Genomic DNA, 13159 nt, shown 5'->3' with positions numbered 1-13159 from the left:
ATCAGTTTCTACTCTGCAGGAAGAAACGTTTAACTACATCAGGGTCACCATATTTACCAAAGAGTGCCATAAGTTTCAGACGAACTTTTATCCCCTTCAAATCTCCTGCCAAAAGACAGCCTATCTCTGCTAAATGTTTGCCACCACCTTCATATCCATATTCTGTAAGCACTCTTCCAGTATAAGTACGAGAACAGATAACCACCAAAATGTTTTTCTCCAGTGCTGCTTTAATATCAGGTACAATTCTGGAAGGAAGATTTCCCCGTCCAAAAGCTTCAATCACAATAGCCTTTGCTCCTGTGGCAATGGAAGTCTGAATGTATCTTCCATCCATTCCAGCTACCGCTTTAATCAAATCAATTCTCGGATCAAGTTTATCTGTCCAGACATTCTCTCTATACAGTGAAATCCTATGATAGACAATTGCATCAGGATCAACACTTCCCAGGGGACCGTAATCACCTGAACGAAATGCATCAACTTTACCAGTGTCAAATTTAGTGACATCACGAGCAGTATGAATCTCATCATTCATAACCACTAACACACCTTTATCAGCAGATTCAGGATGACAGGCAACTCTAACCGCACCCACAAGATTTCTGGGTCCGTCCAGACCAATATCACTTCCACTTCTCATTGCTGCAGTGAATACTACAGGTTTTCTGGTGGTCAAAACCAAATCGCAGAGGAATGCTGTTTCCTCAAGAGTATCCGTGCCGTGAGTTATAACTACTCCATCATAATCAATGATTTTCAAATCTATCAGCTTTGCCAATTCCAGCATTATCTCTGGAGTAATATAAGGACTGGGAACATTCATATAGTCCAGCACATCAATGTTTGCCACATTATTTAATTGAGGAAATTCCCGTAAGAAATCTGCCAGTTCTGAGCTGGGCACCACACCTAAAGACCCTTTCTCCTTCATAGAAATAGTTCCACCAGTCAAAATAATCAGGATGTTCTTTTTCGTTAAATCACTCATTTTATCTCTTCTTTTATTTTATATACGATAGGATCTTTAAAACCCGCTTCAGCAAAAGCTTTTAAACGCAATCTACAGCTTTCACATTCGCCACAAGCTTCCTCATTATCCAAATAACAGCTCCAGGAAAGTTCAAATGGTGCAGCTAATTCCATCCCTTTTTGCACTATTTGTTTTTTGGATAAATGTAGAACAGGAGTGAGAATCCGAATAGGGAATTCATTTTTGGTGCCTGTTTCAATCACTTTTTGAAAAGCCTGGAAAAATACCTCCCTACAATCTGGATAGCCACTACTATCTTCTTCTACTGCTCCAATATAGACTGCTTCTGCACCAATGACCTCTGCCCAGGACACTGCAGCACAAAGTAAATTGGCATTGCGGAAAGGAACATAGGTGATAGGAATATCTCTGGAAGGTTCTTGTTTAGGAACGGCTAAAGAAGAATCGGTTAAAGCTGAACCTCCAATTTCTTTAAACCAATCCCAGTGCAGTATTTTGCTTTCTTTCGGTTTGTAATACTGACATATGGCTCCAAAGCTTTTCTGCTCGCGCTTTTCTGTCAATTGACCATAATTGCAATGGAGAAAATATAGCTCCTGAACTTCCTCTTTTGCAATGGCAACTGTAACCAGACTGTCCATTCCACCACTTAGTAAAATGATAGCTTTTTGATATTTTATTTCCATAATTTTCTCTTTTAATCCTGACTAAACTAAGGCGTGAAAGTGTCAAGTGCTGAATTGATAACTCATTTACACTCAAGAAAGCAGTTTGTGTAAACAGAGGAAGATTTAATTTATGATTAGATATTTAATGATTTTAGGTATTATTCAATTGATGAATGTAATCTAATAAGTAATTTTGTCTTCTTTTATTTATCTTGCCTTCTGAATCAAAACACTGTTGGTTTAAAAACCTCATTAGATGACTATCATTATTAGGGTTAGTTCTCAATATATTACTTGCTTTAATGATTTCAATTTCAGAAAAAAGACACCATCTATCCAGAATGCTTAGTAAAGTTTCATAGTTTTCATTTTTAGAAAGATTATAAGATGAAACTAAGTCAAATTCCTTTTCAAAGTTGGGAGTAGCTATATTATTTATTATAGCTAAAATCTCTTCCATAGTATTTGATGAACCTGAAAGAAAATCCCATAATTCTGATGCTATTAATATCTCTGCTTTATCAAAATATTTCTTTCCATTTACTAAACTATTTAGAAATCTATCCTTATCATAGCTACATTCATCTTCTCCCTTTTGAATATCTACAGTCGGATCAAAAGGAAAACCTAAAAAGAATTTTATTTCCTTGCCCCTATAAAGACGATGTAACGCAGCTTTAGCTTCTAATATCTTTTGTTTTTCTCCCCTCATTTCTCCAGAATTGGGTCTAACACTTTTTAATTCTATAGCAGTTACAGAGGTGTTATCTTCAAAAAATATATCGGTTGAAAAATCAATGGTATTGACTAAATTACTTTCTTTAGCATTTATAATTTCATTCCATTCTTGTTCGTAATCTGGAGTTCTTTGTGAATTACTTAGAGCAGTAATTATTTTATTAATAATTTGTTTTTGAGTCTCTGTTATTTCTAAAGGCTGTTTGTTTCCACTGGATGTCCATGCTCTTTTTTCTCCATTGCAAAGTAGGTTTGCTATATTTTCAAAAAAGGATTGTCCTAAAGTAGTATTTAGACCATGATACCAGCTGCTAAGACTAATGAAAAAATTATTATTTTCTTGGGTAACTGCTATTTTGTCGGAAAAAGCCGCTAAGAAAGCTTTATGAAAGGGAGCATTTCTAATAATACTATTTTCGTCAGGAAAACTTTGAAACCTTTTTTTCAATACCTTAATAACTTCAAGAGCTATTTCCTCTTTTTGGTTTGGACTTAAACTCATAATGACTTATCCTTAAGATGAAATATAGACTCTGAATATGCATTTTTATCTTTTTCCGTACGATTTAAAACTGGTCGTTTATATTGATTTACTATTTTCATGCCTGATAAATCAGCAATGATTGGATATAAATTATATTTATCATTTGCAACGATGAAAATATCATAATCTTTAACCAGGTATTTTTTAAAATTATTTAGTACTGTGCTAATGCCTTCTATATAACTTTTTCTCGCCTCTAAACCTTGACCTTTATATAAAGGTCCAATTTCTAACTCATCATTACGCTTAAATCCAAAAAGGTCATAAGCATATGCATGCTGTTCATGATAATCTATCAGACCTACATAAGGTGGTGAAGTAAATATACCACGAGCTTTATTCTTAGCTAATATGTCAGCAAATTCAGGGTTTACCTTACTTAATTCATCTATGATATCTATGGTTCTACTATCACCTGTCAGGCAATATTGCATTTTATCCTTCCTCAATTTAGCATATTCAGCAAGTCTTTTTACAGTATCACTTGAATACGTAAGCCACCATTTCAGTATAGAAAACAATGGTTTGCATATCTTTTTATGCTTGTGGCAATAATAAGTATAATATACCGGTTCAACTAATGTAGCTAAATCTGAATGTGTTGTGGCACGGCAACTTCGCATTGTCCTACTCAAGATAATTGTAGCAATGTTTCTAATATTCTCATTCTTGATTTGCTGGATTAAACCATAAACATATTCAATCTCATTGCGAACATTGTGTAAATACCACTTATCAAGAAAAGTATCCTGTTTATCTTGCTTCAATTTAATATGATATTCAGCGATCAGATTATTATATATACTTAGAAAATCCATTTCTTTTTGTTTAGCGTATTCTTCCTCATTAATTTCACCTTTTGCAAGTCTGTATTTGAATTCAGGACTGGGGAAATATTTTACATTAAATTTATTTAACTCCTTGATAAGGACATCATCAAAATCTAAAATCCGACTATTAGATAAATAAAGTCTTAAGAGATCGCTAATCTTATTAAGTTCTATTTCAAGCTCTACTAAATTATAATCACCCACTTTACAATTTGATATCAGAGCATTAAATTCTGATATATCTACTCCGATAGCTTTGATGCCAAGTTCACTTGCTTCTACTAAAGTAGTTCCACTTCCACAAAAGGGGTCTATAATTATATCCCCTGGATGGAAAAAAACCACATTCTTTAGTTCATCCGTGTGTTCATCTAAAAAATACTCTACAAGTTGAGGGATAAATTTACCTTTATATGGATGAAGTCTATTAACATGTTTTGTCCGTTCAGCCTCTGTATAATTATCAAAGGATAAAAGCCAATTTATATCTTTATCGTCTTGTTGAATCCACTTATCTACTTTGGAATAATAATGGTTACGATAATAATACATTAAATCTTCTTTTAAGATTTGAGTATTACCATTATTATCATATTTAGGTATCTTACCATATTGAATTAAGTAGGTTATATTTGATACAGTTACTTTCCTACCCATATACTTAGATGCCCAATTACTAGCCTCAGATAAACTTAGAAGTTCTCCTTTTTCGCTACCGTCCATTTGTTAATTCCTACTTTTAATATTTTATAAGTTATTATAAAAATAAGAGGTCTAAATGTCAAGAAAAATAGGGTGCTTTTTTGTAAATCTTCGCTATGGTTTTAATACATTTTTGGGCAATATTTTGGGTTTTTGTTCCATTATTTACCCCAGATAATTATAAATAAATCCGTTTATATAATGGAAAAGAGAGAAAAAAACAGGGGAAATTTATATTTAAGGCTATGTTTATATCTCAATGTAATACAATAAGTTATAATTAGAGGTGGAATTTTTGATACGACATAAATGCTTAATATGCTGTAAAATCATCATTTTTTTATTGACAAATTATATAGAACCTGAATTCAATAGACTTTGTATAATCTCTAACTCTTTAAATACAATCCATAAGGAGGTAAAATGAGCAGAGATGAATTAATTAAAAAGATGGCAGAAGCTGCAGGTATTACCCAAAAAGCTGCTGCACTTGCACTCAACGCTATGTTAGATGGCATCACACAATCTCTTAAAAAAGAAGAGAAAGTGTCGTTAGTAGGTTTTGGTTCCTTTAATGTTGCGCACCGTAAGGCTCGCAATGGAATCAATCCCAAGACTAAAAAGCCATTGAAGATCCCAGCTCGTAAAGTGCCAGTATTCAAACCTGGAAAGCAGCTGAAAGAAGCTGTTAAGGCTGGAAAAAAGAAATAACCTAATGAATTGACATCATGACAAAAGGTGGGACTAATCTCCCACCTTTTTTATATTCGGAGAAAACAAGGATATTTTAATTGGGACAAATAAAATAGTAAGATAAAAAGAGTATTATAGCTTTTATATATGATGATTAACGAATTCTAAATCTTTCTCCTAATCTCCATCCATCTGCTGCACTACTAATAATTCCACCCGAATAACCACTTCCTTCACCTATTGGGTAGAGATTAGCAGCTGAAAGACTGGATAGTTCATTCTTCTTTCTCAAAATTTTAATAGGAGAAGAAGTTCTGGTTTCGGGAGCAATCAAAATTGAGTTGGTGTAAAATTCAGGGAATATGTGGTTACAATATTTTAAAGTTGAGGATAATCTGTTAGATATAGCAATAGGGAAAAGATTGTTTAGATTAAATGGATAGATACCAGGAAGGCAAGTGGAATGGATGTTATGAGAACCATTCTGATTTTGAAGGAAGTCTTTAGCTTTTTGTGCTGGAGCGAGATATCCCTTGCGAAATGCCTTATTCTCTAAGCTTATTTGAAGATTCATACCGTCCCAGATTCCATTTCCATAATCGTTCGCATTAACTGCAGTTACTATGGCACTATTGCCAGCATCACCTTCTCTTGAGGAAAAGCTCATACCGTTGGTTACTACAGTATTTTTTTCACTGGAAGCAACGATAACTTTGCCACCTGGACACATACAAAAGGTAAAACCGGTTTTGCAGGTAAGGCGATAGCTTGCCGCACCTAAAACCTCAGCCCATTGTTCATTTCCGTAAATCCAGCGATTTATATCAGATTGTTTTTGTTCTATACGGAATCCTATAGCAAAAGGTTTAGCTTCCAGAGTTATTCCTCTTTCGTATAGCATTTTCCAGGTATCTCTTGCGGCATTACCCAGAGCTAAAATGAATATTTCAGGTTCTTGCCATTGATTTCCCAAAGCCACTTGTGCAACCTTTCCTTCTTTCAATACTAAATCTGTCAACGAAGTTCGGTAATGGAATTTACAACCTTTAGCTAAAAGATATTCCCGGATTCTTTTCACAATCCTCTGAATTCCATCTGTTCCCATGTGGGGAAGAGCCTCATAGGCAATTTCTTCAGGTGCTCCAAATTTTATTAATTCTGAAAAAATTCTTTGGGTGAAGGCATCATTTCTTCTGCTAGTCAGTTTTCCATCCGAAAAAGTTCCTGCTCCACCTTCACCAAATTGGATATTGGAATTTTCATCTAAAATACCTTTTTGCCAGAAATCCTGAACCTTTATTAATCTATCCTCAAGAGGTTCTCCTCTATCAAAAAGCCATGGCTGTATCCCATTTTCTACCATTGCTAAAGCACAAAACAGTCCAGCTGGACCCATACCTATAATATAAGGATGTGGATTATTAATGAAAATCGGTGGAGGGATTTCTATTTTTAACGGTTTAAATTCTGATAAATCCGGATGATTGGGTGGAGAGGAAGAAAATTCCAGTTCAAGAGTATAAACAAACACCGGATAATTCTTCTTTCTGGTGTCCAATGCTTTATGTATTATCCTGTTTATTATGAAGGTAGAAGGAGGGATATGAAGTTCTTTAGCAACTTTTTCAGCCAAGGTAATATCTTCCCTTGAAGGAATTCTCAAATTGGACAAGATGTATGTTTTCATCATAAATACAAACTTTCTGGTGATAAAAATATAAATGGTGGCGAGACCCAGAATCGAACTGGGGACACAAGGCTTTTCAGGCCTCTGCTCTACCGTCTGAGCTATCTCGCCACACTTACAGGCATAAACTTTTATACCGTTCTATTTGTCAAGACAATTGTTTCTGTCACATTATTATGTCCTATCTACTCTTTTTGAAAGCTGGATATAAACTTTACTATAAGGGATATTAATTCAGCAATTTAGCATAACCTTAACCAGCTTTAACCGTTTATACTTCAATCTATTTTTATCTAATTTAAGTTATAATTAGGTTTAGAGCAGTTGTGTAAAAAGATTAGTAAAGTAATTTAAATTCTTCTTTATGCTATGTTCATACTGTTATCAGTTAAAATAAAAGGAGTTAGTAAATGAAAGGAAAGATTTTTAGATAAATTTATAATAAAATAAAGTGGTATTTAGGAAAATTTGGAGTAATATATAAAAAAAAGATAGACAAATAATAGCATTTCAAAATAGTGTATCATATTGTTTTTTATTTTTATAAATACAAACGAGAATAAGATTTAGCCAATGAATTTAGTAGAAATCTTCCACCAATACCTAACACCAGAGAGATTAAATACCGTAATAAGAGTAATACTGACTCTTGCCATAGGAATACCACTAATAATATTTGTACGGAAATTAGTACAAAAGTTAGTTCGGAACCGATTATCACCCCAAAGTGAGCAGTTGGTAGTTAGAATAGTATATTATAGTCTGGCATTGATTTTGGTAGTTATGGTTTTAAATGAATTTGGTTTTAAGGTTTCTGCGTTACTTGGAGCTGCTGGAATTATAGGAATTGCGGTTGGTTTTGCTTCCCAGACGAGTATTTCCAACATTATCAGTGGTATATTTTTGATTTCGGAAAAGCCTTTTGTTATAGGAGATGTGATTGAAGTTGGTTCTATTATTGGTGAGATTCAGAGTATAGATCTTCTTTCTTTAAAGTTAAAAACTGCAGATAATAAATTTGTTAGAGTGCCCAATGAAACCGTTATAAAAACAGAAGTGATCAATCTGACCCGCTTTCCGGCACGAAGAGTGGACATCAAAATTACAGTTTCATATAAAGAAAATTTAAAAAAGGTTCAAGAATTGCTTATAAAAATAGCAGAAGAAGAACCTAAAGCTTTAAAAGAACCTCAAGCAATAGTTAGAGTGGATAGTTTTGGAGATTCTGGAATAGACTTTATATTTGGCGTTTGGGGGAAGACCAGTGAGCTGTTTTCTTTAAAGACGGAAATTATGATGAGAATAAAGGAAACTTTTGAAGCAGAAAATATTGAAATACCTTACCCGCATATTATTTTATATGCGGATGAAAAAAATAGAAAAAACTAAAACCATAAAGGAAGTGTAAAGAAAATGAAAAAGAAACACAAAATCAAAGCCATCATATTTGATTTAGATGGCACATTGCTGGACACCGTTCAGGATATTGCTGATAGTATGAATCTGGCATTAGCTGAACTCGGTTTGCCTGAACATCCTGTGGAAGCATACAGGGATTTTGTGGGGAATGGGCTGTATAAATTGGTGGAGAGAGCTTTGCCAGAGGACAAACGCACTCCAGAAATGATAAAAGAAGTAGCGGATAAGTTCTGGAAAATCTATGAAGAAAAATGGCCTATGCACACCAAGACCTATCCTGGAATCCTGTATCTGATTCAACTCTGCGTTGCGCATAAGATTAAGCTGGCTATTCTTTCCAATAAGGTGCATTATTTCACTAAGAAGATGATTCGTTATTTCTTCCGTGGAGCAATGATTAATCAAGGCAAGAATCCTTTTGGAGTCTACAGTGGAGAAGTACCTGGAACACCTGATAAACCAGATCCAACCAGAGCTTTGGAACTTGCTGCAAAGCTAAAATGCAAACCTGAAAATGTTGCCCTTGTGGGTGATAGTCCTATTGATATTCAAACTGCTAAGAATGCTGGTATGGTTGCAATTGGTGCTGCCTGGGGCTATAGCAGTCGTGAAGAACTGGAAAAAGCAGGAGCTGACTACATATTTGACACCCCACAAGAAATGGCTCTGGAAATTGAAAAGCTCCCCATTCTCTAATGAAAAGTTACCGAAAAGAAATCTGGATGTTTGTGGATAAAAGACGAGGATTCGTCAATATCACTTCTGAAGTAGAAAACTGCGTTCAAGAAAGTGGCATCCAAGAAGGATTATGCCTGGTTAATCCTATGCATATAACTGCCTCCGTGTTTATCAACGATGATGAACAGGGTTTACATCAGGATTTTGAAAGATGGCTGGAAAAACTGGCTCCGGAAAAACCTTATGCTCAATATGCCCATAATGGCTTTGAAGATAATGCCGATGCGCATTTAAAGCGTCAAATTATGGGAAGAGAAGTAGTGGTGGCAGTAACTAATGGTAGATTAGACCTTGGCACCTGGGAACAAATATTCTATAGTGAATTTGACGGAAAGCGAAGAAAACGAGTCCTAGTCAAAATTATCGGTGAATAGAAGATAAAGTGATGTGGTGAAGATATTTACTCTTAATCAATAATACTGATTAAAATGGTTCAATAAAATGAAGAAAAACCCTGCTTTTTAGCAGGGTTTTTCCTTAACAGAAAACGATTATCAGGGAATATCAGCTTTCAGAGTGAGCAATGTGACAATTCAAAAGGACCCCCACACTGCTGCCTATTACCGAGTTTGCTATATTGCCAATAACGGAAAGCAGGAGATTTCTTTTGTTAATACCACGAATATGTTTGCCGACAGAGCCAATGTTAAATGAATTAGGATGTTATCTTTTAACAGTTTGGGACCCAGGGATACCGAAAATCGTCGATCTAGGCAACGACGAAATTGTCTTTCAATCAGCTATACAAGGTCTGCATCATTGAGGAAGTAGAGACGAAATATTAGGTATTTGGTTCATTCCAGAATGAGATAGAGTTACTTATTAGGAATTTTTATACCTATCGTCAGGGCAGAAATTGTGAATAAACAGCGAAAATTAAAAAAGTATTGGCAACTTTCAGATTTAGACTATATAGTTAAAAGGTCATTAAACCATGTGGCTAAAAAGAGGTTTTTTAATAGAAATGAGGAGGTTGAGACAATGAGTAAAATGTTCTTATCTCTGCTGGGCTTACTCTTATTGGAAGCAGCATATTCAACATCTATTCTTCAGTATTGAGTAGAGCTTACCGATTAGCAAAAAAATGAATATTTCCGTAAGGCAACAGAAGATCCTGATCTATGCACATATAACCCGCTTTTACGCTATCTGTTTTTCTTGCCTAACTGCCACATCTATCTGTTATGCTTATGTTTAGTCATGTTAGGCACTCAGATAAAAAAATCTTGACATAGACAATCACAGGAAACAATATAAAAAATACCTTTTGATGATTTGTAGAGGAGTTTAATTATGAAACGCTTGATGATAGTGTTGGCTTACTTAAGTGTGTGTATTTTATTAGCTCAAAGCTGGAGTCAACCGATTAATGTGTCAAATCAACAAAACATAAAAAGCAAACTTGACTTCTGCATCGATAGCCGTGGAATAATTCATTGCATTTGGATGAGTGGAAATCCAATAGGTTATCAAATCTACTATTCTCGCTCTATTGATGGAGGCTTAACATGGACAACTCCCCTTCAAATCTCAGATATTGATGCTTATACACGATATTATCCCAAAATTGTTGCGGATAGCTCGGGAAGGTTGTTTGTCACATACACATGCACTTATGAGGGAACTGAAACGATAAGACTCAAAAGGTATAACGGACGAGTTTGGACTCCGGAGCAGACTATATCTGCAAGCCAGGTAAATTCTATCAATCTGGCACTGGCTATTGATAACTGTGATAGAGTATATAGTTTCTGGCAGGTATATGAAAATCCCATTGGGTATAAATTTAACTATGTTGTTATTGGTGAGGATAATATTAGCCAAATATTTTCTCCTTATTCTAGCACTCTTGGGAATAACTTAATTTATTCTGTTGTTGCAGATAGCATTGGAAATCTACATTGTTCAGGGGCGCGTAGAGAAACTCCCAATTCGGTAGTCAATGCTTGTTATTACAGATACAATATCTCGGATAGGGAGTGGTTAGCGCCTGTATCAATGTTGAATCAATATGATGCTTATCAGAATGGTAGTGATATCTCTCTTAACCGACAGGGTTTGCCACTCATGACCTGGAGAGAAGTATTGAATCCCAACTACCCATTAAATGACAGAAGTCAATTTTCTCAATTCAATGGTCAAGTATGGTCAAACCCAATTACTATTTCGGAAGATCCCTGGTACCAGACTATGGTTGTAGACGCAAACAACATTGTTCATTTGGTGCAGGTTGAAAAATTCTATATTGGGCCCAGACAAATAAAAAACCTCGTTTATTATACAAGTGATGGCTGGGAAGGTGAAATTATTACGAATAGCACTAATATTGCTACATTTCCAGAGTTAAGATTATACAACAATACTCTATATCTTGTTTACTTAGATAGTATTTCTGCATCTGTCGCTGATATCTATTTTATGAAAAGAGTTCTACCCGACACAAGCATAAATGACGAATTGAACATTGATCCGACGATCATTAGCTCTTTATCAGCAAATCCAAATCCGTTTAGAGAATCAGTAGAGATCAATTATAAGCTGAACAGCGGAGGTCCGGTAAATTTGGGAATCTTTAATATTCGGGGTCAGTTGGTAAAAACTCTATCCAAAGAGTATAAAAACCCGGGTACTTACACAGTTCTGTGGGATGGAAGTAATGAACATGGTAACAGTGTTTCTAACGGTATATACTATTGCAGGATACAGGTAGACAATAAAATTAAAACAATTAAGCTGTTATTAGTAAAATAGACTTTATATGAATTTACTGCATAAAATAATAAAGATCATGCTGCGAGAGCAAGCATAGAAAAGGAGAATAAAATGAAGAAATGCGTTCTGAGTATAGTACTACTATTTCTTGTAGTGCAATTTTTTGCAGCCGAAAAGTACGCTCTCCTGATAACAGGTCAGGCAGCCGATCATGGAGATCCAATTGGTTCGTGGGCATTAGCCAATCCTGGTAGGAAAAGGCATCAGGAGTTTTGGTATGATCTAGCAATGTTGTTTAACATGCTCCTCAGGCAAGGGTATGAGGAGGAAAATATTTATGTTCTATATGGGGAAGGTTTTGATTATGATCCACCTGGGATAACAATGCCAGCAATTTATCTTCATCCCCTCAACGGTCAAATTACTGACTACCCTGCTGATCGAGAGCACCTTGAAACAGTGTTATCTGGATTAGCCAGAGGTAATCAAGAACTAGGAATTCCTCAATTAAACGACGATGATTTTTTGTTTATATGGACTTTCGATCATGGAGGTCATGAAGGTGAAGGTAGTTCAGTTGTTAACCTCTGTCTGATGGACAATGAAGTAATCTGGAATTGGGAGTTCGCTGATATGTTAAGACAAATTAATTCGCAAAAGAAAGTAGTTTGGATGCAGCAGTGTTTTAGTTGCGGATTAATAGATGATATTGAAGCCCTACATTAACCAATTGTTATAAACACGGCATGCCATTACTCAACATTTGCTCAGGGTGCTGACGATATCCCGGTTAAGGAGAATGAGGTGGTTGAAGGTGTTATATATTATCATGGCGAGTTCAATTTTCATACTTATTCCTCAACAAATGGAGCATCTCCATCTGGATTGATACAATATGCCGGACAGCCTTATACAGAAGCCGATTTAAATAGTGATGGTGTGATCAGTGTTTATGAAAGTTCAGTATGGGCGTTCGAAAAAGACACTGTACCTGCAGTCCCTCAATATGGTGATTTTGGAAACATTGGACTAACTACTTCTTACAGTACCCAAATTTAATATTTGGCGATATTGACGAAAACACTTCAATTAAAGGCATCGTAGCCATTACTGACAATGTTTCAAAAGGTGACAACAGCGTATTGACTATTAATTCAGGCACTAAACTGTACTTGAAAAATGCCAATAGGCTCGTAGTTGACGCGGGATCAACCATAATAATCGAAGACAATGTCCATATTTTTGGAGAAACAGCTACTCAATTCGAAAATACTCCTCAGGAAATAGTGGGGAACAGAATTATCGTTAACGGTAGTGCTTCAATCGGACCTAATGTTCTGTTCACCGCATTGAAAAACCAAACATGGGATGGACTGTATTTGTACGGCACTGGTCAGAGTGAGTTGATAGACGTAACTTTCGAGAACTGCAATC

Annotated in this window: 13 protein-coding genes and 1 tRNA gene; 8 read left to right on the top strand and 6 right to left on the bottom strand. The window is 35.4% G+C overall.

All coding sequences use genetic code 11. From position 1 onward, the window contains the following. Position 1: 1 nt before the first annotated feature. The 4 genes from E0946_RS04085 to E0946_RS04070 all read right to left on the bottom strand — a co-directional run bounded on the left by E0946_RS04085 (position 2) and on the right by E0946_RS04070 (position 4497). Positions 2-991: an asparaginase gene (locus E0946_RS04085; protein WP_133201203.1), complete on the bottom strand. Its 990-nt coding sequence runs from the start codon at positions 989-991 to the stop codon at positions 2-4. Then, on the bottom strand, positions 988-1680 hold the full coding sequence (gene queC, locus E0946_RS04080; RefSeq protein WP_133201202.1) for a 7-cyano-7-deazaguanine synthase QueC: 693 nt from the start codon (positions 1678-1680) through the stop codon (positions 988-990). Before queC ends, E0946_RS04085 begins: the two co-directional genes overlap by 4 nt. Positions 1681-1813: 133 nt before the next feature. Beyond that, a complete protein-coding gene (locus E0946_RS04075; RefSeq protein ID WP_133201201.1) occupies positions 1814-2902 on the bottom strand; it encodes a TdeIII family type II restriction endonuclease in 1089 nt (362 codons plus the stop codon). Next, complete coding sequence (locus tag E0946_RS04070; RefSeq protein ID WP_133201200.1) at positions 2899-4497, bottom strand: DNA methyltransferase; 1599 nt, start codon at positions 4495-4497, stop codon at positions 2899-2901. The genes E0946_RS04075 and E0946_RS04070 overlap by 4 nt, the downstream gene beginning before the upstream one ends. 402 nt (positions 4498-4899) lie before the next feature. Between E0946_RS04070 and E0946_RS04065 the strand changes: the two genes are divergently transcribed. Further along, positions 4900-5187 carry an HU family DNA-binding protein gene (locus tag E0946_RS04065; RefSeq protein ID WP_133201199.1) on the top strand — a complete coding sequence of 96 codons (288 nt, stop codon included), beginning with the start codon at positions 4900-4902 and terminating at the stop codon, positions 5185-5187. A gap of 136 nt (positions 5188-5323) precedes the next feature. Here the strand turns inward: E0946_RS04065 and E0946_RS04060 are convergent, their stop codons facing one another. After that, positions 5324-6859 carry an NAD(P)/FAD-dependent oxidoreductase gene (locus tag E0946_RS04060; protein WP_207930823.1) on the bottom strand — a complete coding sequence of 512 codons (1536 nt, stop codon included), beginning with the start codon at positions 6857-6859 and terminating at the stop codon, positions 5324-5326. A 32-nt stretch (positions 6860-6891) separates the two neighbouring features. Then, positions 6892-6967 (bottom strand) — tRNA-Phe (locus tag E0946_RS04055). Between the two features lie 462 nt (positions 6968-7429). On the opposite strand from E0946_RS04055, the gene E0946_RS04050 reads away from it, so the two are divergent. From E0946_RS04050 to E0946_RS04025, 7 genes are all read left to right on the top strand, one after another. Then, positions 7430-8245 carry a mechanosensitive ion channel family protein gene (locus E0946_RS04050; protein ID WP_133201197.1) on the top strand — a complete coding sequence of 272 codons (816 nt, stop codon included), beginning with the start codon at positions 7430-7432 and terminating at the stop codon, positions 8243-8245. A 24-nt stretch (positions 8246-8269) separates the two neighbouring features. Further along, entirely contained in the window at positions 8270-8971 is a 702-nt protein-coding gene (locus E0946_RS04045; RefSeq protein WP_133201196.1) for an HAD family hydrolase, read from the top strand. Beyond that, positions 8971-9387 (top strand): secondary thiamine-phosphate synthase enzyme YjbQ, encoded by a 417-nt coding sequence (locus tag E0946_RS04040; protein ID WP_133201195.1) that lies wholly within the window; start codon positions 8971-8973, stop codon positions 9385-9387. Before E0946_RS04045 ends, E0946_RS04040 begins: the two co-directional genes overlap by 1 nt. 142 nt (positions 9388-9529) lie before the next feature. Continuing rightward, entirely contained in the window at positions 9530-9667 is a 138-nt protein-coding gene (locus E0946_RS07330) for a hypothetical protein (RefSeq protein ID WP_207930822.1), read from the top strand. A 639-nt stretch (positions 9668-10306) separates the two neighbouring features. After that, a complete protein-coding gene (locus tag E0946_RS04035; RefSeq protein ID WP_133201194.1) occupies positions 10307-11764 on the top strand; it encodes a FlgD immunoglobulin-like domain containing protein in 1458 nt (485 codons plus the stop codon). A 72-nt stretch (positions 11765-11836) separates the two neighbouring features. Continuing rightward, entirely contained in the window at positions 11837-12451 is a 615-nt protein-coding gene (locus E0946_RS04030) for a hypothetical protein (RefSeq protein ID WP_133201193.1), read from the top strand. A gap of 78 nt (positions 12452-12529) precedes the next feature. Then, positions 12530-12784 carry a hypothetical protein gene (locus E0946_RS04025; protein ID WP_133201192.1) on the top strand — a complete coding sequence of 85 codons (255 nt, stop codon included), beginning with the start codon at positions 12530-12532 and terminating at the stop codon, positions 12782-12784. Positions 12785-13159: the final 375 nt, after the last annotated feature.

Origin of the sequence: Candidatus Syntrophosphaera thermopropionivorans (assembly GCF_004353895.1) — a bacterium.
In the GTDB taxonomy this organism is placed as follows: domain Bacteria; phylum Cloacimonadota; class Cloacimonadia; order Cloacimonadales; family Cloacimonadaceae; genus Syntrophosphaera; species Syntrophosphaera thermopropionivorans.
This window is presented reverse-complemented; position numbering and strand designations above follow the sequence as displayed.

Excerpts from the sequence above, each read along its gene's own strand:
- E0946_RS04060 (WP_207930823.1), bottom strand. The coding sequence starts at position 6,859 with ATGATGAAAACATACATCTTGTCCAATTTGAGAATTCCTTCAAGGGAA.
- E0946_RS04065 (WP_133201199.1), top strand. The coding sequence starts at position 4,900 with ATGAGCAGAGATGAATTAATTAAAAAGATGGCAGAAGCTGCAGGTATT.
- E0946_RS04075 (WP_133201201.1), bottom strand. The coding sequence starts at position 2,902 with ATGAGTTTAAGTCCAAACCAAAAAGAGGAAATAGCTCTTGAAGTTATT.
- E0946_RS04045 (WP_133201196.1), top strand. The coding sequence starts at position 8,270 with ATGAAAAAGAAACACAAAATCAAAGCCATCATATTTGATTTAGATGGC.
- E0946_RS04050 (WP_133201197.1), top strand. The coding sequence starts at position 7,430 with ATGAATTTAGTAGAAATCTTCCACCAATACCTAACACCAGAGAGATTA.
- E0946_RS04035 (WP_133201194.1), top strand. The coding sequence starts at position 10,307 with ATGAAACGCTTGATGATAGTGTTGGCTTACTTAAGTGTGTGTATTTTA.
- E0946_RS04070 (WP_133201200.1), bottom strand. The coding sequence starts at position 4,497 with ATGGACGGTAGCGAAAAAGGAGAACTTCTAAGTTTATCTGAGGCTAGT.
- E0946_RS04085 (WP_133201203.1), bottom strand. The coding sequence starts at position 991 with ATGAGTGATTTAACGAAAAAGAACATCCTGATTATTTTGACTGGTGGA.
- queC (WP_133201202.1), bottom strand. The coding sequence starts at position 1,680 with ATGGAAATAAAATATCAAAAAGCTATCATTTTACTAAGTGGTGGAATG.
- E0946_RS04030 (WP_133201193.1), top strand. The coding sequence starts at position 11,837 with ATGAAGAAATGCGTTCTGAGTATAGTACTACTATTTCTTGTAGTGCAA.
- E0946_RS04040 (WP_133201195.1), top strand. The coding sequence starts at position 8,971 with ATGAAAAGTTACCGAAAAGAAATCTGGATGTTTGTGGATAAAAGACGA.